This window comes from Parerythrobacter aurantius (genome assembly GCF_045291475.1).
GTDB classification, from domain to species: domain Bacteria; phylum Pseudomonadota; class Alphaproteobacteria; order Sphingomonadales; family Sphingomonadaceae; genus Parerythrobacter; species Parerythrobacter aurantius.
The window spans coordinates 1,211,112-1,226,501 of the sequence record NZ_CP147985.1; the positions used below are offsets into that span (position 1 = coordinate 1,211,112).

At 66.8% G+C, this 15,390-nt stretch carries 19 protein-coding genes; 9 read left to right on the forward strand and 10 right to left on the reverse strand.

The window, feature by feature from the left end; genetic code table 11:
- Positions 1-175 precede the first annotated feature (175 nt).
- Positions 176-481: a UrcA family protein gene (locus WAB17_RS05985; RefSeq protein WP_435419102.1), complete on the forward strand. Its 306-nt coding sequence runs from the start codon at positions 176-178 to the stop codon at positions 479-481.
- 191 nt (positions 482-672) lie between these two features.
- Here WAB17_RS05985 and WAB17_RS05990 read toward each other — a convergent pair whose 3' ends face one another.
- The 3 genes from WAB17_RS05990 to WAB17_RS06000 all read right to left on the reverse strand — a co-directional run bounded on the left by WAB17_RS05990 (position 673) and on the right by WAB17_RS06000 (position 4,265).
- Positions 673-1,422, reverse strand: a complete 750-nt coding sequence (locus WAB17_RS05990; protein WP_435419103.1) for a LytR/AlgR family response regulator transcription factor — start codon at positions 1,420-1,422, stop codon at positions 673-675.
- The gene (locus tag WAB17_RS05995) at positions 1,419-2,657 is read right to left on the reverse strand and encodes a sensor histidine kinase (protein WP_435419104.1); all 1,239 of its coding nucleotides are present in this window, start codon (positions 2,655-2,657) and stop codon (positions 1,419-1,421) included. The genes WAB17_RS05990 and WAB17_RS05995 overlap by 4 nt, the downstream gene beginning before the upstream one ends.
- Positions 2,658-2,753: 96 nt before the next feature.
- Complete coding sequence (locus tag WAB17_RS06000) at positions 2,754-4,265, reverse strand: fumarate hydratase (RefSeq protein ID WP_435419342.1); 1,512 nt, start codon at positions 4,263-4,265, stop codon at positions 2,754-2,756.
- Between the two features lie 183 nt (positions 4,266-4,448).
- On the opposite strand from WAB17_RS06000, the gene WAB17_RS06005 reads away from it, so the two are divergent.
- The 5 genes from WAB17_RS06005 to WAB17_RS06025 all read left to right on the forward strand — a co-directional run bounded on the left by WAB17_RS06005 (position 4,449) and on the right by WAB17_RS06025 (position 9,669).
- Entirely contained in the window at positions 4,449-5,060 is a 612-nt protein-coding gene (locus tag WAB17_RS06005) for a protein-L-isoaspartate O-methyltransferase family protein (protein ID WP_435419105.1), read from the forward strand.
- Between the two features lie 2 nt (positions 5,061-5,062).
- Complete coding sequence (locus tag WAB17_RS06010) at positions 5,063-6,529, forward strand: TolC family outer membrane protein (protein ID WP_435419106.1); 1,467 nt, start codon at positions 5,063-5,065, stop codon at positions 6,527-6,529.
- A gap of 43 nt (positions 6,530-6,572) precedes the next feature.
- Complete coding sequence (locus tag WAB17_RS06015) at positions 6,573-7,055, forward strand: DUF2497 domain-containing protein (RefSeq protein WP_435419107.1); 483 nt, start codon at positions 6,573-6,575, stop codon at positions 7,053-7,055.
- Between the two features lie 62 nt (positions 7,056-7,117).
- Complete coding sequence (locus WAB17_RS06020; RefSeq protein WP_435419108.1) at positions 7,118-9,301, forward strand: prolyl oligopeptidase family serine peptidase; 2,184 nt, start codon at positions 7,118-7,120, stop codon at positions 9,299-9,301.
- Positions 9,298-9,669 (forward strand): (2Fe-2S) ferredoxin domain-containing protein, encoded by a 372-nt coding sequence (locus WAB17_RS06025; RefSeq protein WP_435419109.1) that lies wholly within the window; start codon positions 9,298-9,300, stop codon positions 9,667-9,669. Before WAB17_RS06020 ends, WAB17_RS06025 begins: the two co-directional genes overlap by 4 nt.
- Before the next feature lie 10 nt (positions 9,670-9,679).
- On the opposite strand, the gene WAB17_RS06030 is transcribed toward WAB17_RS06025, so the two are convergent.
- Positions 9,680-9,973, reverse strand: a complete 294-nt coding sequence (locus WAB17_RS06030) for an Rnf-Nqr domain containing protein (RefSeq protein WP_435419110.1) — start codon at positions 9,971-9,973, stop codon at positions 9,680-9,682.
- Between the two features lie 98 nt (positions 9,974-10,071).
- Here WAB17_RS06030 and WAB17_RS06035 point away from each other — a divergent pair, with 98 nt between their 5' ends.
- From WAB17_RS06035 to xth, 3 genes are all read left to right on the forward strand, one after another.
- Positions 10,072-10,503 carry a CBS domain-containing protein gene (locus WAB17_RS06035; RefSeq protein ID WP_435419111.1) on the forward strand — a complete coding sequence of 144 codons (432 nt, stop codon included), beginning with the start codon at positions 10,072-10,074 and terminating at the stop codon, positions 10,501-10,503.
- 31 nt (positions 10,504-10,534) lie between these two features.
- Positions 10,535-10,876 (forward strand): HesB/IscA family protein, encoded by a 342-nt coding sequence (locus WAB17_RS06040; protein WP_435419112.1) that lies wholly within the window; start codon positions 10,535-10,537, stop codon positions 10,874-10,876.
- A gap of 101 nt (positions 10,877-10,977) precedes the next feature.
- Positions 10,978-11,775, forward strand: a complete 798-nt coding sequence (gene xth / locus WAB17_RS06045) for an exodeoxyribonuclease III (protein ID WP_435419113.1) — start codon at positions 10,978-10,980, stop codon at positions 11,773-11,775.
- Positions 11,776-11,850: 75 nt separating this feature from the next.
- Here xth and WAB17_RS06050 read toward each other — a convergent pair whose 3' ends face one another.
- The 6 genes from WAB17_RS06050 to dnaQ all read right to left on the reverse strand — a co-directional run bounded on the left by WAB17_RS06050 (position 11,851) and on the right by dnaQ (position 15,368).
- Positions 11,851-12,519, reverse strand: coding sequence for a cell wall hydrolase (locus WAB17_RS06050; RefSeq protein ID WP_435419114.1), 669 nt, complete (start codon positions 12,517-12,519; stop codon positions 11,851-11,853).
- Between the two features lie 198 nt (positions 12,520-12,717).
- On the reverse strand, positions 12,718-13,056 hold the full coding sequence (locus WAB17_RS06055) for a DUF1491 family protein (protein ID WP_435419115.1): 339 nt from the start codon (positions 13,054-13,056) through the stop codon (positions 12,718-12,720).
- Positions 13,049-13,537 (reverse strand): PaaI family thioesterase, encoded by a 489-nt coding sequence (locus WAB17_RS06060; RefSeq protein ID WP_435419116.1) that lies wholly within the window; start codon positions 13,535-13,537, stop codon positions 13,049-13,051. Before WAB17_RS06060 ends, WAB17_RS06055 begins: the two co-directional genes overlap by 8 nt.
- Entirely contained in the window at positions 13,512-13,973 is a 462-nt protein-coding gene (locus WAB17_RS06065) for a PTS sugar transporter subunit IIA (protein ID WP_435419117.1), read from the reverse strand. The genes WAB17_RS06060 and WAB17_RS06065 overlap by 26 nt, the downstream gene beginning before the upstream one ends.
- Positions 13,974-14,065: 92 nt before the next feature.
- Positions 14,066-14,635: a ribosome hibernation-promoting factor, HPF/YfiA family gene (gene hpf / locus WAB17_RS06070; protein WP_435419118.1), complete on the reverse strand. Its 570-nt coding sequence runs from the start codon at positions 14,633-14,635 to the stop codon at positions 14,066-14,068.
- Between the two features lie 43 nt (positions 14,636-14,678).
- Positions 14,679-15,368 (reverse strand): DNA polymerase III subunit epsilon, encoded by a 690-nt coding sequence (gene dnaQ, locus WAB17_RS06075; protein ID WP_435419119.1) that lies wholly within the window; start codon positions 15,366-15,368, stop codon positions 14,679-14,681.
- Positions 15,369-15,390: the final 22 nt, after the last annotated feature.

A 15,390-nucleotide genomic window follows, 5' to 3' on the forward strand; every position in this document is an offset into this window, starting at 1 on the left:
ATGCCAAGGGCCCTTCGTCAGCCGATCTCGTCCGCCGGTCCGGAGCGCCGCGCCTCCGTCGATACGATTACGCTTGTGGTCGAACGTCGCGGGCGGCGATCCGGGCGGTCGGCTATCAGGGGTTTGCGCCGGACCACCCCCCATTGCCGGTCCGGCGCAGATGGAGGAACACCCGATGAAATCGACCCTTGCCGCCGTAGCGGCCCTGACCATGGCCGTCGCCGCCCCGCCCGCCCTTGCCGCTGCCCCCTCGCCCGACCTGGTGGTGGAATATGGTGACCTCGATCTCGCCACGGCCGAGGGGCAGGAAGCCCTCGAAGACCGTATCGACGCAGCCGCACGGAAATATTGCGGCGTCGGTTCGCAGCGGACCGGCACGCGCATGCGCCCCTCGACCGCCAAGGTCTGCTATCGCGAGGCCAAGCGGCTCGCCAACCAGCAGTTCGCCGTCATTACCGGTGACGAACGCCGCGGCGGCTGACCCTTGCGGGCGGCCGCAGCGACCCCGGCCGCCCCCTGAGCGCCGGTCCCGACGGGCCGGTACGGACCCCGAGCCGGACGCAGTCCCCCGGCTCGGGGTTTTGCGTTTCCGCGCCATGAAAGCGACGAAGGCTGGACGAAGGCTGGCTGGCAAGCCGGAGCCGCGCAGGAAAATCCTTCGCAGCGAGGCGGCTAGCGCCCTGCCATGGCCTTGACCTTGGGCAGGTAGGTCCGGCCGATCCGCAGGGTGCCGCCGTCTTCCAGCTCGACCGACCAGACCCCCAGCCCGTCATGGCGCAGGCCGCGGATGCGATCCTTGCGCAGGATGGTGGAGCGGTGGATGCGGATGAATTCGCCCGGGTCGAGTCGCTGCTCGAGGCCGGCAATGGTCTGCAACAGCAGGTATGTCCGCGCCGCTTCGCCCTCGCCGACATGGAGGCGGACGTAATCGCGCTCGGCGTCGATGCGTCCGACCTGGGCGGTCTCGATACGGATCAGTTCCGATCGGTGCGGCACCCACAGTTCGTGCAGCCATTCGCCCGAGGCCTGGGTCCGCACTTCGCCGCGCCGGGTCACGGCCCTGTCGATCGCGCGGGCCAGCCGGTCCTGCGCCACCGGCTTCAGCACATAGTCGACCGCCTCGGTGTCGAACGCTTCGACGGCGAAGTGATCATGCGCGGTCACGAAGATGATGGCCGGGCGCGTATCGTGCCCCGCCAGCGTGCGGGCCACGCCGAGGCCGTCCAGCCCGGGCATGGTCATGTCGAGCAGGACGAGGTCGGGCCGCAGCGCGTCGACGAGGCGCAAGGCCGCCTCCCCGTCGCTGGCGGTACCGACGACATTGAGCGCCGGGATCTTGGCGCAGATGACCTGCATCCGCTCGACCGCCAGAGGCTCGTCGTCGACGATAAGGGTACGCAGCGCGGGTGCTTCGTCGCTCATGCCGCAACCTTCCTTTCGATCGGCAGGCGGAGTTCGCTGACATACCCGTCCGCGACCGGGCCCGAAGTGATCGTCGCATCGCGTCCGAAGCGGGCCTCGATTCGGTCCTTCACATTGGCGAGCCCGATGCCGAAGCCCGGCTTGGTGCCCTTGGGCACGCCCGGACCGTCGTCGGTCACGCGGATCACCAGCCGGTCGAATTCCTCGTCGGCGCTAACGACGATGGTCACTGGCCGATTGACCGGAGCAACGCCGTATTTGACCGCATTTTCGACCAGCGGCTGCAGGATCATGCCCGGAACGCGGCACGACGCAAGCGCCGGCGGCAGATCGAAACGGACTTTGAGCCGTTCCGGAAAGCGAAGCATCTCGATGTCGAGATAATGCTGCTGCAGCGCGAACTCGTCTTCCAGCCTTACGTCGGCGGTGGTGTCATCGGCCAGGCTGTGGCGGTAGAAATTGCTCATGGCCTGGATCATTTCCTCCGCCCGTTCGGCCTTGCCGGTCATTACCAGCGAGGACAGCGAATTGAGCGTGTTGAAGAGGAAGTGCGGATTGACCTGGTAGCGCAAGGACCGCAGCTCCGCCGCCTTGGCCGCCGTGCGGAACCGCTCGCCGCGCCGCTCGGCAACCTGCGCCCGTGCGCCGGCCAGCAAGGCGAGATAGAGCGCGGCCCAGGCCAGCAGCAGGAAGTAACGGCTGAGCGCCAGTTCGACCAGGCCGATCCACTGTTCGTCCTCCGCGCTCGACTTGGGCAGGACGACCTGCGCCGTCGCGCCGTCGGGACCAAGCGCCCCTTCGGTGTCGGGCGAATTCGGCACGGGTGCCTCGATGATGATGTTGCCGGCCTCGTCGCGGCCGATCTTGAAGCCGCGGTTCTCCGCCATCCGGCTCTGGACCTGGTCCTGCACCGGGGCGAAGAGCATCTGGTTGGTCTGGGCGGTCAGGATCGCCGCCGGGACGGCCAGCACGAGCGCGGCTACCACTTGCATCCACATGCGGCGGTGGTCGAACAGCCGCAACAGCATCCACATCGCCAGCGTGATGGCGGCACCGGCCAAGCACACCAGTGCCCGGCGCCACAACAACTCGCCGAAGAAGTCGAGCCCGACGATCGAGCTGCGCAGGGTGATGATGACGAAATAGCAGAACCAGAGCCCCGCGATCGAAAGCAGGACGTGGCGCAGCGGAACGCGCGCGGGTTCTTCGGCAGGCTGTGTGTCGTCGGCGGTCATATTACCTGCCAGCGTCTAGACCTGCCGCGGCTGCGGAAACAGCCCCGTTGTCGGACCGACTCGGCACTTGGTCGAGCGTCATCGGCGGTCTGGCCGTCAGCCGAGCAGGTGCTCTTCCGCGATGCGCTTCTTCCATGCCGCCGGGGCCAGCGTATGGACATTGTTGCCGCGCGCGTCGACCGCTACCGTCACCGGCATATCCTTGACGGTGAACTCGTAGATCGCCTCCATGCCGAGATCCTCGAAGGCGACGACTTTCGACTCCTTGATCGCCCGCGCCACAAGGTACGCCGCGCCGCCGGTCGCCATCAGGTAGGCCACCTTGTAGCGGCTGATGACCTCGACCGCGTTGGCGCCGCGTTCGGCCTTGCCGATCATGGCGAGGAGGCCGAGGTCCAGCATCATCTCGGTGAACTTGTCCATCCGGGTGGCGGTGGTAGGGCCGGCCGGGCCAACCACTTCACCCATCACCGGATCGACCGGGCCGACGTAGTAGATCGCGCGCCCTGCAAAGCTGCACGGCAGCTCCTCGCCCTTGGCCAGCATGTCCTGGATGCGCTTGTGCGCCGCATCGCGCCCTGTCAACATCCTGCCCGAGAGCAGCAACCGGTCGCCATATTCCCAGCTGTTGACCTCTTCCTGCGTCAGGTGGTCGAGATCGACGCGCTTCGCGGCGGCATCGGGTTCCCAGTGGACATCGGGCCATTGCGACAGGTCGGGCTGCTCGAGATAGGCCGGGCCGCTGCCGTCGAGGGTAAAGTGCGCATGGCGGGTGGCGGCGCAATTGGGGATCATCGCGATGGGCTTGCCCGCCGCGTGGCAGGGCGCATCGAGGATCTTGACGTCGAGCACGGTCGAGAGCCCGCCCAGCCCCTGAGCGCCGACCCCTTGCGCATTGACCGCGTCGAAAATGTCGATCCGAAGCTGTTCGAGATCGGTCTGCGCCCCGCGCGCCTTGAGCTGCGCCATGTCGATCGGTTCCATTAGCGAGAGCTTGGCGAGCTTCATGCAGTGTTCCGCCGTGCCGCCGATGCCGATGCCGAGCATGCCCGGCGGGCACCAGCCGGCGCCCATCGAAGGGATCTGCTCGACCACCCAGTCGACGATATTGTCGCTCGGGTTCATCATCTTGAACTTGGACTTGTTCTCGCTGCCGCCGCCCTTGGCCGCGACATCGATGGAGACCGTGTTGCCGGGCACCATCTCGACGCTCAGCACGCAAGGCGTGTTGTCGCGGGTGTTGCGGCGGGTGAAGGCCGGGTCGGCGAGGATCGAGGCGCGCAGCTTGTTTTCGGGATGGTTGTAGGCGCGGCGGACGCCTTCATCGACGACGTCCTGCAGGCTCAGCTTCGAATCGAGGCGGCAGTCCTGGCCCCATTTGACGAAGACGTTGACGATGCCGGTATCCTGGCAGATCGGCCGGTGGCCTTCGGCGCACATCCGGCTGTTGGTGAGGATCTGCGCGATCGCGTCCTTTGCCGCCGGGCCCTGCTCCGCCTTGTAGGCTTCGCCCAGCGCGCGGATGTAGTCCATCGGGTGGTAGTAGGAGATGAACTGCAGCGCATCGGCCACGCTTTCGATCAGGTCCTCCTCCCGGATAACCGTCATGTCGCTCATCGAAGCCATACTCCTTTCCGTAGAACCGCCGCGCCATTCGGCGCGCGGCGCGCTAGGCCTTTAGTCGCACGGAGCGCGCTGCGTCAAAGCGCTTGGCGCATCCGGCGTCAGTCTCTAAAGCGGCAATTGACGAGCTGTATTGTTGGTGTAATACAGTTGGCACAACGAGGTACCATGATCGACACTGCTGCCCGACCGCTGGATTTCGCCGCCGCCCGCAAGGCCATGCTGGACAGCCAGTTGCGCACCTCCGGCGTCAACGAGGCCTTCGTGCTGACCCGCATGGGCGCTGTCCCGCGCGAGGATTTCGTGCCCGCAGAAGCGCGCGGCTATTGCTACATGGATCGCGCCATCCCGCTGCCCGGCGGCGGCACGCTGGCCCAGCCGGTCGCCCACGGCAAGCTGCTGATGCTGGCCCGCCCCGAAATGGACGAGCGGGTGCTGGTGGTGGACAATGGCAACGGCTACCTCGGCGCCTTGGTCGCGCCCTTGGCGGGCACGTGCGAGCGTGTCTCCGTGGCCGATGCGGCAGGCGGCAAGCCGGGTGGCAAGGCGGGCAGCAGCTACGACCTCGTCATCGTCGACGGCGCCGTCGAACGCATTCCCGCTGCGCTTGCCAGGCGCGTGGCGCAAGGGGGCCGCGTCGTGACCGGCCTGCTCGACAAGGGGGTAGCCCGCCTGGCGATCGGCCGGCCGTCCGGCAAGGATATCGCCTTCCGCGTGGTCGAGGACATCGCCCTGCCGCGCCTCGCCGCCTTCGATGCGCCGAAGGAGTGGAGCTTCTGACCATGACGCGGCCCGCCAAAGCGAAAGCCGCCTGGCTGGCGGGTGCGGCGCTGCTGGCGTCGGCCCCGGCCGAGGCCGATACCTTGCGCGAGGCGCTGGTCGAAGCCTACAACACCAACCCGACGCTGGCGGCCGCCCGGGCGCAGCAACGCGCCGAGGATGAAAATCCGAACATCCAACGCGCCCAGGGCCTGCCGTCGGTCACCGCGACGGGCCAGTATGTCGAGTTCGTCAAGCCGTCCCCCAATGCCTTTGCCCCGACCGAGCGGGTGTTCAGCATCGGCCCCGACCTCACTGTGCCGCTCTATTCGGGCGGAGCGGTCAAGAACGGCATCGCCGCCGCCAAGGAACGCGTCGCCGCCGGGCGGGCGAACCTGAGAGGGACCGAATCGGCGATCTTCAGCCAGGTCGTCGCCGCTTACATGGACGTGCTGCGCAACCAGGCGCTGGTTTCGCTGAGCGGCAACCAGGTCGAAGTGCTCGGGGTCAACCTGCAGGCCGCGCGCGACCGTTTCGAGATCGGCGACCTGACGCGCACCGACGTGGCGCAGTCCGAATCGCGCCTGGCCCTTGCCACGGCCGACCTGCGCGGGGCGCAGGCGAACCTCATCCAGGCGCGCGAGACCTATATCCAGCTGGTCGGTTCCGCCCCCGACAATCTCGAACCGCCACCGCCCCTGCCGGGATTGCCGTCCGATGCGGCGGTCGCCGAGCAGGTCGCGCTCGAGAACAATCCCGACCTGCTGGCCGCGCGCGAGCGGGCCGAGGCCGCCGGGTTCGATACCGAAGTGGCAGGGGCGGGCAGGCTGCCGAGCGTGTCGGTCTTCGCCGGGCTCGACTACAACGACTATTTCGGCACCCTTGCAGGCGGCGCGCCCGGCCTGTCGCAGACCGAGACCACGGCCAGTACCGGCGTCAGGTTCTCGATCCCGCTGTTCCAGGGCGGGCTGCCCGCCGCACGGCAGAGGCAGGCGGCCGAACGCGAGACGGCGGCGCTCGAGCAGGTGATCGCCGCCGAACGCGACGTCATCGCCCAGACCCGGGCGGCGTTTTCGAGCTACCAGGCATCGTTGCAGGTGATCGAGAGCTCGCAGCTGGCGGTCGAGGCGGCCGAGCTTGGCCTCGAGGGCGTGCGGGCGGAAAATTCGATCGGCAATCGCACCATCCTCGACGTGCTCAATGCCGAACAGGAACTGCTGCAGGCACGGGCGCAATTGGTGACGGCGCGGCGCAACGCCTATGTTGCGGGCTTCTCGCTGCTGGCCGCCATGGGCAAGGCCGAGGCGCGCGATCTCGGGCTCGACGGCGGGGCCCTGTACGACCCCGTCGCCAATTACGAGAGCGTCAATGGACGCATCTGGGACTGGGACCGGCCCGACGATGCTGCCGTGACGTCAACGAGAACGGTTGACATTCCCCCGGCAAATGCGGAGATTCCGGCCGAAGCGGCTGTCTTGCCGCGGCAATAGGGTCAATACCGGCGCTTGATGGCCGGTCGCAGGGGGGAATGGCATGCGCCAGCAGGGCGAAGCTTCGGTCGAGGAAATTCTCGAATCGATCAAGAAAGTGATCGCGCGCGACAACCGCGAGGGGGCTCTCGAGGCTCGCCGGCGGCGCGATATCCCGTCCGAGCCGGAGGGGCCGGCCGATCTCGACGATGCCGAAGAGGAAGTCCTCGAACTCGACGCCGGGGCGATGGTGGCCGACGTATCCGATGCGGGCGCCGAAGCAGAAGGCGACGACGATGTTGAGGGCGAACCGCTGGTGACCGAAGCCGCCCGCGAATCGATGCGCGACAACCTGGCCGCGCTGGCCATGCTGGCCGAACCCGGCGCAAGGCCGCAGATCGTCCGCTCCGGCGAAACCTCGCTCGAAGGGCTCGTGCGCGAAATGCTGCGCCCGATGCTCGGCCAGTGGCTCGACACCAACCTGCCGCCGATGGTGGAGCGGATGGTGCGCGACGAGATTGCCCGAATCGCGGGGAAGAAGGGCTAAGGCCCGCTCCGCCCCCGTAAAAACCCTTGCAGGCAGGCGCCGAGGGCTTAGACCCGCGCGCCATGACAAGATATCTCGGGACTGCGCTGGCGCCGATCTTCGCATTGGGCCTCGCGACTTCGCTTTCGACACCGCTCCTGGCCCAGCAGGCCGCGACCGGCCCCGCCGCACCGATGACCGCGCGCGACCTGGTGACCATGCCGCGGCTGGGCGCACCGGTCGCGTCGCCCGACGGCAGCTTCGCGATCTATTCCGTCACCCTGACCGATCCGGAAACGCTGGCACGCCGCAGCGAGCACTACATCCGCAGCCTCGCGGTCATGGATGCGGCGCCTGTGCGCCTCGACCTGGGCGGCCCGGCCTCGAGCCTCGCCTTCGGCCCCGACGGGTATCTCTATTTCCTCTCCGACCGGCCCGATCAGGGCAGCACGGACGCGGAAGGCGTGAGCGAGATCTGGCGGGCCAGGGTCGCGGCCGATGGCAGCACGGCAGAGATCGGACAGGTCACCGACACCGGCACCGCGCTCGACGGCTTCGCCCTCTCGCCCAAGGGCGATGCGGTGACCGTATGGGCATCGGTCCCGCGCAGCTGCCCGACGCTCGCCTGCACCGCTACGGGCGAGCGGCACCTGCCGGGGCCGGGCAATGGCCGGCTCTACGAGGGGTCGGACGGTTTCGTGCGCCACTGGGACGAATGGGAGACGCCGGGAACCTACAACCGCGCCTTCGTCGTCCGGCTGTCGGGCGGCAAGGCCGCGGACCTCGGCACCGCAATCGACGGGCCGGCAGGGGAGCCGGGATCGCTGACCGGCGACGTGCCGACCAAGCCATTCGGCGGGTCTGAAGAGATCGCCTGGGCCGCCGACGGCAGGTCGGTGTTCTTCACTGCCCGCAAGGCCGACGCGGCGGAACCCTATTCCACCAATCTCGACATCTGGCGCTCGAAGGCGGATGGCGGCGCACCGGAAAACCTCACAGCCGACAATGCGGCGACCGACACCACTCCGGCGGTTTCGCCCGACGGCCGCTGGCTCGCATGGCTGGCGATGGAACGGCCGACCTACGAAGCCGATCGCCAGCGCATCATGCTGCGCGACCTGCGCACGGGCCGGGTCCGCGCGTTGACGCAGGATTTCGACCGCAGCTTCGGCTCGCTCGCCTGGACGCCCGATTCGAAATGGATCGTCGCCACCGCGCAGGACGTGCTCGACACTCCGGCCTTCCGGATCGACCCCGTGAGCGGCCGTATCGATAAGCTCGACCTGATGGCCGGCAACGAGGCGCATATCGCCAATGTCGTGCCCCTGAGCGGCGGGCGCCTGCTGTTCACGCGCGATTCCATCGGGGCACCGGCCGAGCTGTTCCTTTCCGTGAAGTGGCAGCAGGCGAAGCCGCTGACGCAGGTCGCTTCGCCCAAGGTCGGCGCGATGGCGGCGACCGTCACCACGCGCTTCAGCTTTGCCGGGGCGGGCGGCGCCACCGTCTGGGGGCAGATCACCAAGCTCGACGGCGTGCAGGGCACCATGCCCGCCATCCTCTACATCCACGGTGGGCCGCAGGGTTCCTTCAACGACGCCTGGTCGAGCCGCTGGAACCCGCGCGTGCTGGCCAGCCAGGGCTATGCCGTCATCTCGGTCGATTTCCACGGCAGCACGGGATACGGCCAGGCCTTTACCGATGCCATCGGCAAGGATTGGGGCGGCAAGCCGCTGGAGGACCTGCAGAAAGGCCTCGCCGCGGCGCTGGAGCTCGATCCGCAGATCGACGGCGACAGGGCCTGTGCCATGGGCGCAAGCTACGGCGGCTACATGATCAACTGGATCGCCGGCCAGTGGCCCGACCGCTTCGACTGCCTCGTCAACCACAATGGCCTGTTCGACAACCGCGCGTTCTACTTCTCGACCGAGGAAAAGTGGTTCCCGCGCTGGGACTTCGGCGGCTCCTATGCCGAGGCGGCCGAAACCTACGAGAAATGGAACCCGGTGAACCACATCGACAGGTGGAAGACGCCGATGCTGGTGGTGCTGGGCGAGAAGGACTTCCGCGTGCCCTACACGCAGGGGCTCGGCGCCTTCACCGTGCTGCAGGAAAGGGACATTCCCGCCCAGTTGCTGGTCTTCCCGACCGAGAACCACTGGGTGCTGGGGGCGAAGAACTCGCTGCAGTGGCATGACACCGTGTTCGCCTGGCTGGAGCGCTGGCTGAAGCCCGACGCAGCCGATGGGGACGGGGGAACCGGCGAGTGACATCCGTGCGCGAGCTGGAAAAGGCTCGCACGGCCTTCGGCTACATCGGCGGCGACCGGCTGCGGCGCCATATCTTCCTGTGCGCGCTGAGCGAGAAGCAGAAGTGCTGCAAGCGCGAGGACGGCGAGCGCGCCTGGAAATATCTCAAGCGCCGCTTCAGGGAATTGGACCTGGCCGAGACCTACGGGCTCCAGCGGACGAAGGCCGATTGCCTGCAAGTGTGCGCTGCCGGGCCGGTCGCAGTCGTATGGCCGGACGGTGTCTGGTACCATTCGTGTGACGAAGAGACGCTGGAGGCGATCATCCAGCAGCACCTGATCGGCGGCGAGCCGGTCGAACGGTTCCGCCTGAAGCCACCCGAAGGCTGAAGTCCGCGCCTCAGTCCTCGTCCGAGCGGGGCAGGCGGTTATCGACCGATTCGTCGTGGCCCGTCCCGTTCGAAAGGAACACGAGGCCCATCAGCGCGCTCATCAGCATCATGGAAAAGCCGATCCCCAGGCCCACCGCGATAAAGAAATGCGGCGAGACGTCGTCGTTCTGCGTGTAGAGCAGCGCCAGCGCGATCACCACGACGGCCACCGTCGCCAGGAACATGAACCGCATCAGCCGTTTGTACCGCGCCCAGGCGAAGGCCGCGTTTTCCGGATCGTCGAGGGGGGACTTGCCAACCATGGGTGCCTCCTGAACCCGTTGCCCGCGACAGTAAAGCGGCGGATTCGCCAAACGGGGCGATCCGTGGCATCCTGCCGCCCTAGCGGAAGGAGGTTCCCATGGAAGTCGCGCAGCTCATCGCCGGGCGCAGCCCGTCGGATATCATCAGCATCGATGCGGGCCAGCCGGTGCGCGAGGCCATCGCTCTGCTCGCCGGGAAACGCATCGGCGCCCTGCCGGTGATGCAGGACGGTGCGATCGTCGGCATCTTTTCCGAACGCGATGTCATCTACCGCATGGCCGACGAAGGCACCGCCTGCCTCGACAAGCTGGTCGCCCAGGTCATGACCGCGCCGCCGATCACCGTCGAAAAAAGCGCCAGGATCGACGACGCGCTGGGCCTGATGACCCGGCGGCGCATCCGCCACCTGCCGGTGACCGACAATGGCGCCTTCGTCGGGTTCGTGTCGATCGGCGACCTGGTCAAGTCGCGCATGGACGAGGTGGAGCACGAAGCGCAGGCCATGCGCGCCTACATCACCACGGCTTGAGCGCGGGCGCAGGGCACCCTACATCGGTCGCATGACACAAGCCGCCACCATCAACCCGGTCCTGACCGAAGCCGCTGCCGCGCGCGTGCGCTGGATCGCGGAAAAGCAGGGCAAGCCCGCGATTCTCAGGCTGGCGGTCGACGGGGGCGGCTGTTCGGGTTTCCAGTACAGGTTCGAACTGGCCGAGTGCGCCGCCAGCGAAGATACGCTGAGCGAAACCGACGGGGTCAGCCTGCTGGTCGATCCGGTGAGCCTCGACCTCGTTGCCGGTTGCACTGTCGATTTCGTCGAATCGCTCGGCGGCGCAGCGTTCAAGGTCGAAAATCCGCAGGCGGTCGCCGGTTGCGGATGCGGTTCCAGCTTCGGGATCTGATCCGGTAGCGGGGCCGGGCCTCCCTTGGCTTATCGAGGCGCCGGTCATCGCGCCATTCATCGCTCTGGCCATGGCGGGGCGGAGGCCATAAGGCTCTGGCCATGCGCATTGCCACTTTCAACATCAACGGCATCAAGGCACGCCTGCCGCGCCTGATCGAATGGCTCGGGGAAACCCGTCCGGCCGTCGCCTGCCTGCAGGAAATCAAGACGCAGGACGAGGGCTTCCCCGCCGAAGAATTCGAGAAGATCGGCTATCATGCCGTCTGGCACGGGCAGAAAAGCTTCAACGGCGTCGCGATCCTTGCCGACGGGGTAAAGCCGGTCGAGGTCCAGCGGGGGCTGGGGATCGACGGGCCCAAGGAGGACGAGGGAGAACAGGCACGCTATCTCGAAGCGGAGGTAAACGGCGTGCGCATCTGCAACCTCTACCTGCCCAATGGCAATCCCCACCCCGGCCCCAAGTTCGACTACAAGCTGGTCTGGATGGAAAGGCTTCGCGCCCGGATGCGGGCAATATGGGAGGAAGAGGTTCCCGCCGTGGTGCTGGGGGATTTCAACGTGATCCCGGAAGACAAGGATGTCTGGTCGCCCGCAGCCATGGCCAGCGATGCACTGATGCAGCCCGAATCGCGCGATGCCTACCGCCGGCTGCTGGGCGACGGCTGGGCCGACGCGATCGACAGCCGCAATCCGCGCGGCGGGGTTTGGACCTACTGGGATTACCAGGCCGGGGCGTGGCAGCGCGATCACGGCTTTCGCATCGACCACTGCCTGTTGTCGCCGGAACTGGCCGACCGCTTGGTCGCCTGCGGCGTGGACAAGCCCTATCGCGGCCGGGAAAAGGCCAGCGACCATACCCCGGTGTGGGTCGAAGTCGCGATGCCGGCGGCCGGTTGACAGAAGACCCCGCCGCCGCATTGCTGCGACGACGGGGCCCCCTGCGACCCTTACCCCCGGGAGAGGGGGGCGGGCTTAACGGTAGAAGATATGCGTGCTGATGGTCGCGCGGGCTTGCTTGCTGCGGCTCCAGCCCGGTTTCACATATTTCGCATGGAAATAGAGCGCGTCGCCCGCTTCGCTTTCCCACAGGCCCTCGTGCGCGATGCGGGCGATCTTGGTGGCCTGCTGCCAGGCGGTCGAGCCGCGGGCGATGGACGGCATCCGCCCACCCTTGACGAAGGAGAACTGCGACGGCTGAAACACCACGCCGCAGTAATCGCCCGGGAAAATGCCGGAGCTGGCGCGATTGATCACCACCTGCGCAACGGCAAGCTGACCTGTCAGCGGCTCTCCGCGCGATTCGAAATAGATCGCGCCGGCAAGGCATTCGAGCTGGCGGGAAAGCTGCGCAGGCGCTTCGGTGCGCGCAACGAGCTGGGCAAGGCTTGCCGCCCGGCCGGGTTCCGCCTGTTCGGCAGCGCCGCTGTCGTCGCTGTCGGGCAGCGGCTGGACCACTTCTTGCGATACGAACTGCGGGGCGGGTTCGGGGACGGTCTCTTCGACCATCGGGATGCCGACCTCGGCGGCTGGGACCGCTTCGGTGGCTTGGGCGTTGGCACCGGCGAGTTCGGTGTTGCCAACAATCGCGGCGAGGCTGACAGCAAGGGCAGCCACGCCCGCATAACGGGTCTTGCGACTCATCTAGGTTCATCAATGTGCGGTGAGCGCGCCCGGCGCAGGTGGAACCGGTAAGGCAAATGCTGCGTTACGGGTTCGGTAAATACGAGACCTGCCGGCGACTCCCCGTCTGCGTGCTAGCCCGGCAACCGGAATGTCGCCGCACCGCCTGCGCACCAGGAGTTCGGCGGCGCAAATAAATTGTGCAGTTGCGAAGTCAACTTAACGCGGCAGCAATTCGATGAACCGTGCAGGATCCGCGATGTCCACCTCGACGATCCAGAGATCGGAGTCCTGCCGGGCCCTGCGGCTGACGTAATCCGAAAATTCGACTGGATTTTCATTATCTTGGGAGCGACCGGGCACCCAGGACCGGCCACCTTCGGCCTGCGGCAACCTTTCGTAAAATTGCGCGTCGGCGCCATTTTTTATGGTTACGAGAGCAATTGTACCGGCATCGCGTTCGCCTTTGGCAAGCACGGTCGCAAAGCCGTCATGCGTTTCGGCGAGGCGCAGGATTGCCGAGACTTCGAGATGGGCGGGAAGCCGCGAATCAGCCATTGTCGCTGGAAGCGGCATATCCGGCGAGGCCGGACAGCGGGATGTGCGAGCGCATGAAGGTACCCGTCCCGCGACCGATTTCCTCACCTTCAAAGTCGACGAGCCTAGCTTCGGCCACGAAGACCCGCCGGCGCCCGCTGATCCAGCGCCCTTCGGCGACGACCTCGCCGGTTCGCACCGGCTTGGTGAAATGGAGATTGAACGAGGTCGTCAGCAGGAAGCGATCGGTCACCAGCGTGTTTGCGGCATAGAACGCGGCGTCGTCGAGCATCTTGAAATAGATCGTGCCGTGCGCGGCCCCGGCGGCATGATAGCTCGCCTCGGTGACCTGGAAGACCAGCCGCGACCGGCCTTCACCCTCGATATGGAGGCGGGATTCGAACAGCCGGTTGACCGGCGCTGCGGCATAGAGTCGTTCCAGTGCGCGGTAGTGCAGGTCCGCGCCGGTGGAGCCGTCAGGCTGCGTCACGGTCTGCCGCATTGCTGATCAGCGCATAAAGTGCATCGCTGTCGGGTGCTTCCAGAAGGAGGCGATGGGTATCCTCGTCGCGGACCAGGCGCGAAATCGCGGCGAGCGCGTGCAGGTGGGTGGCGCCGGCATTGGCTGCCGAAAGCAGGCCGAAGACAAGGTCGACCGGAAGCCCGTCCGCAGCATCGAAATCGCACGGCTCCGCCAGCCGCAACAGCACCACGGCGGGCCGGCCGATGCCGTCCAGCCGCGCATGGGGGATCGCGATGCCGCGACCGAAGCCGGTGCTGCCGAGCCGCTCGCGCTCCTCGAGGCCGTCGAGCACGGTATCCGCATCGAAACCATAGGCGGCGGCAAACTGACGCGACAGCTGGCGCAGGACATCCTGCTTGCCGGCTGCGGCGAGCGTCGTCACCGCCTGGGGTAGCAATCGGAACAGCGAATCCATGATGCGAGTGGTCTTTCGGCAAGCGGAGGAGCGATCGAAACCCCAACTGTTTCAACAGCTTGTCGGTTCCCCGCAATCCACTTGCGGCAGGCTCAGCGTGGCTCGACCCAACCGATCGATCCATCGCGGCGGCGGTAAACCATATTGTGCCTGCCGGTGCCAGCATTTTTGAAGAACAGCGCATTCGTGTCGCGCAGGTCCAGCATCATCACTGCATCGGCGACGCTCGCTTCGGGAATGTCGACCATGGTTTCCGCAACAACCGGCAAGGCGCCTTCGGGCTCCAGCTCCTCCACGTCGTCGGGTTCGGGCACGAAGATCGTATAGGCCGCCTCTTCCTCGCGCATGGCATGGTCGGCCTGTTCGTGCCGATCCTTGATCCGGCGCTTGTAGCGGCGCAGCTGCTTGTCGATCTTTTCCGCCGCCGCATCGAGCGCAAGGTGGGCGTCCTGCGCCTGGCCATGCGCCTTCAGCACGAGGCCCTGCATCACATGGGTGACGATATCGCAGGCAAAGGCCCCGGCCGGTGCCTTGCCGAAGGTGACATGCGAGCTCAGCGCACGGCTGAAATACTTGTCGACAATGGCGTTGAGGCGGTCAGCGGCATGAAGCTGCAGGGCGGCGCCGGTATCCATCTGGTGACCCGATACACGAATATCCATCCTCGCCTGTCTCCTTCTCGTCCGACTGATGATCAGCTGGCCGCTATCCGTTCCATACCGGCCTCGTAATTCCTTCGAGAAACGCCCGATGGCGGGCCAGTTCCTCGGCGCTCGGCGCATGCGGGCGCGGGGCGCGGAACACCCGCTCGGCCGCCCCTGCGACAAGCGCGGCGGCATCGTCTGCGGCCTGTTCGACCGCGGCATCCAGCACCAGGCCGATCTGCCGGCCGCCGAGCAGTTCGAGATAGACCTGCGCCAGCAATTCCGCATCGAGCAGCGCGCCGTGCTTGACGCGGTGGCTGCGGTCGATGCCGTAGCGGGTGCACAGCGCATCGAGCGAGGCCTTCGCCCCAGGGTGCTTCTTGCGCGCGATGGCGACGGTATCGACCATCCGGTCGAGCGATATCGGCTCGCGCCCGCACAGCACCAGCTCGTTGTTGAGGAAGCCGAAGTCGAACCCGGCATTGTGCGCCACCAGCGGCGCATCGCCGAGGAAATCGAGCAGGGCCTCGGCACCGTCGGCGAACAGCGGCTTGTCGGACAGGAAGGCTGCGGAAAGGCCGTGGACCTCTTCGGCTGCCGACGGCATGTCGCGCTGGGGGTTGTAATAGGCGTGGAAGACCTCGCCAGTCGGGATCCGGCCCATCAGTTCGACACATCCGATTTCCACCAGCCTGTCCCCGGTCTTGGGGTCGAGCCCGGTGGTTTCCGTGTCGAAAACGATTTCACGCATCGGTCATACTATCGGCGCGAAG

Excerpts from the sequence above, each read along its gene's own strand:
- WAB17_RS06020 (WP_435419108.1), top strand. The coding sequence starts at position 7,118 with ATGACAAGATATCTCGGGACTGCGCTGGCGCCGATCTTCGCATTGGGC.
- xth (WP_435419113.1), top strand. The coding sequence starts at position 10,978 with ATGCGCATTGCCACTTTCAACATCAACGGCATCAAGGCACGCCTGCCG.
- WAB17_RS06030 (WP_435419110.1), bottom strand. The coding sequence starts at position 9,973 with ATGGTTGGCAAGTCCCCCCTCGACGATCCGGAAAACGCGGCCTTCGCC.
- WAB17_RS06000 (WP_435419342.1), bottom strand. The coding sequence starts at position 4,265 with ATGACGGTTATCCGGGAGGAGGACCTGATCGAAAGCGTGGCCGATGCG.
- WAB17_RS05995 (WP_435419104.1), bottom strand. The coding sequence starts at position 2,657 with ATGACCGCCGACGACACACAGCCTGCCGAAGAACCCGCGCGCGTTCCG.
- WAB17_RS05990 (WP_435419103.1), bottom strand. The coding sequence starts at position 1,422 with ATGAGCGACGAAGCACCCGCGCTGCGTACCCTTATCGTCGACGACGAG.
- WAB17_RS06015 (WP_435419107.1), top strand. The coding sequence starts at position 6,573 with ATGCGCCAGCAGGGCGAAGCTTCGGTCGAGGAAATTCTCGAATCGATC.
- WAB17_RS06050 (WP_435419114.1), bottom strand. The coding sequence starts at position 12,519 with ATGAGTCGCAAGACCCGTTATGCGGGCGTGGCTGCCCTTGCTGTCAGC.
- hpf (WP_435419118.1), bottom strand. The coding sequence starts at position 14,635 with ATGGATATTCGTGTATCGGGTCACCAGATGGATACCGGCGCCGCCCTG.
- WAB17_RS06055 (WP_435419115.1), bottom strand. The coding sequence starts at position 13,056 with ATGGCTGATTCGCGGCTTCCCGCCCATCTCGAAGTCTCGGCAATCCTG.
- WAB17_RS06040 (WP_435419112.1), top strand. The coding sequence starts at position 10,535 with ATGACACAAGCCGCCACCATCAACCCGGTCCTGACCGAAGCCGCTGCC.
- WAB17_RS05985 (WP_435419102.1), top strand. The coding sequence starts at position 176 with ATGAAATCGACCCTTGCCGCCGTAGCGGCCCTGACCATGGCCGTCGCC.
- WAB17_RS06005 (WP_435419105.1), top strand. The coding sequence starts at position 4,449 with ATGATCGACACTGCTGCCCGACCGCTGGATTTCGCCGCCGCCCGCAAG.
- WAB17_RS06065 (WP_435419117.1), bottom strand. The coding sequence starts at position 13,973 with ATGGATTCGCTGTTCCGATTGCTACCCCAGGCGGTGACGACGCTCGCC.
- WAB17_RS06060 (WP_435419116.1), bottom strand. The coding sequence starts at position 13,537 with ATGCGGCAGACCGTGACGCAGCCTGACGGCTCCACCGGCGCGGACCTG.
- WAB17_RS06035 (WP_435419111.1), top strand. The coding sequence starts at position 10,072 with ATGGAAGTCGCGCAGCTCATCGCCGGGCGCAGCCCGTCGGATATCATC.
- dnaQ (WP_435419119.1), bottom strand. The coding sequence starts at position 15,368 with ATGCGTGAAATCGTTTTCGACACGGAAACCACCGGGCTCGACCCCAAG.
- WAB17_RS06010 (WP_435419106.1), top strand. The coding sequence starts at position 5,063 with ATGACGCGGCCCGCCAAAGCGAAAGCCGCCTGGCTGGCGGGTGCGGCG.